We start from the raw sequence: 2,021 nt of genomic DNA on the forward strand, positions 1-2,021 counted from the left end.
CGGAAGGCGCTGGAGAACAACCGGGGCAATCGAGAGGCGCGCCAGCGGATGGTGCGGTTGCTGTTGACGCAGAAAGCGTATGAGCCGGCCCTTGCCCTGTTGCGTGAGGCCGTCGCGGAGAATCCCGGTGATGTGGAAGCCCAGCTTCGCATCGGCCTCATTTACGGGGAATTGAAAGAATTCGGGCAGGCGGTGGAGCAGATGAAACTCGTGCTGACCTTGCGCCCGCAAGAGCTTCGCGTGCGTGACCACCTGGCATACCTCTATGAAGAACAGAAGGAATACGACAAGGCGCTCGCCGAATACCAGGCGATCATCCAGGCTGATCAGAAGTACACGGATGCCCACCTCCATCTAGGATATCTGCTGTTTCGCCTGAAGCGGAACGATGAAGCGCTGTCACATTTTCGCCAGGTGGTCGCGCTGAACCCCAAGATGTCCGAAGCCTATCTCATGCTGGGGCTGACTTTGCTACAGGCGGCGCGGAACGAGGAAGCAGTGAGCGTCTTTCGCGAGGGGCTGCAGCAAAATCCCAACAACGCTGATCTCCATTTCAACTTGGGAACCGCGTATGACAAGCTGGGCCAGTTCGACGACTTGGTCCATGAGATGGAAGAGGCCATCCGGTTGGATCCCCAACACGCCGATGCCCTGAACTACCTTGGTTACACCTATACGGAGCGCGATATGCGGTTGGATGAGGCGGTAATGCTGATCCAGCGTGCGCTTGCCGTCAAACCCCAGAATGGCTACTACCTCGACAGTCTCGCCTGGGCCTATTTCAAGCTGGGCCGCATGCAGGAGGCGCTGAAGGAAATGAAGCAGGCCGTGGCGGTGGTGCCGGACGATCCCGTGTTCTTCGAGCACCTCGGCGAGATCTACCTCACCCATAATCTCTTGACCGATGCCCGCGAGGCGTGGCTGCGCTCGCTGGAGCTTGATCCGACGAACAGAAAACTGACGGATCGATTTAAAGCGAAGGGGTTCGGAGATCCGGCCTCTGATGAGCGGATTCGCAAGTCACAACAGCGGCAGTCGCAGAAATCCCTCTAGCCGTCGCGCGACGACAATTTAAGCCACAACGTGACGAGAATCGTCTGTGTGCGCCCGTATGCCATTCACACGATTCGCCTAACTATCGGTTTTATCACTCAGTGGAAGCTTTTCTGTGTGGCAAGCGGTTTGCTTGCATCCTCTCGTGCCTCGCGTATGAGGCTGCATGCGGCGATTGCAAGCATGCTGGAGCAAAGAGGTAGGGGGGTTGCCCATCCGCTTCTCGAAAGGAAACCAAGGCTTCACTCTGATCGAGTTGATGATCGTGGTCGCGATCATTGGAGTTCTGGCGGCGATCGCTATCCCGAACTTCCTGCGGTACCAGGCTAAGGCCAAACAAGCAGAGGCCAAGCTCGCCCTTGGAGACATCTTTGTGAGAGCAGTTCTTACTGGGAATATTCAAAACGGGTCGTACGTGATTACGAGCATCGCAGCGCTTGAGTATGGGGTATCCGGCACACCGAAGTATTCCTACTGGTATGGTGTCAGCGGCGTCCCGACGGCGGTCCCCGGCGGGAGTACTGCGGCGGTTCCCTGCAACGTGAACGCTGCGCCGGCTTTGGTTGAGTCTGCCGCAACGGGATTTACCGCGGGAGCCCGGGGGAATATCGACAGCGATAGCACATGCGACGACTGGATCATCAATGACATACGGGTTCTGACCAACACGGTCAATGATGTTGCAAGCTGAGGCGATGGCAGGATCTGCCGGAGGGACGTTTTCGGGCCCCCATGGTGACAGAAATTGTCCCAGGTTTCTGGTTGAGACGTGACTGGTCCTGTTTTCTCAGACATTTTTAGGAATATTACATTCAATTTGGCTGGCACCGGTATTGCTTACTAATAGTTGTTTGAATGGCGATCGTGAAGCCGATTGAGAAGAGCGATAAGAAATCGGTTGGCCGGTCGAAAGAGAAAGTCACTTCAACTAAGGAGGGCTAGCGATGACCTATCGAATTAAGGGACAG

Annotated in this window: 2 protein-coding genes; both read left to right on the plus strand. The window is 56.0% G+C overall.

Annotated features, from left to right (window positions below):
* A partial coding sequence (locus VEG30_18770; GenBank protein ID HXZ81980.1) for a tetratricopeptide repeat protein occupies nt 1-1,053 on the plus strand: 1,053 nt, incomplete at its 5' end.
* Nucleotides 1,054-1,219: 166 nt separating this feature from the next.
* Nucleotides 1,220-1,744, plus strand: coding sequence for a prepilin-type N-terminal cleavage/methylation domain-containing protein (locus VEG30_18775; protein ID HXZ81981.1), 525 nt, complete (start codon nt 1,220-1,222; stop codon nt 1,742-1,744).
* The last annotated feature ends 277 nt before the right edge of the window (nt 1,745-2,021 follow it).

This window comes from Terriglobales bacterium (assembly GCA_035624455.1).
GTDB lineage: Bacteria > Acidobacteriota > Terriglobia > Terriglobales > Acidobacteriaceae > DASPRM01.

Coding starts and splice junctions, on each gene's coding strand:
- VEG30_18775 (HXZ81981.1), top strand. CDS start 1,220: ATGCGGCGATTGCAAGCATGCTGGAGCAAAGAGGTAGGGGGGTTGCCC.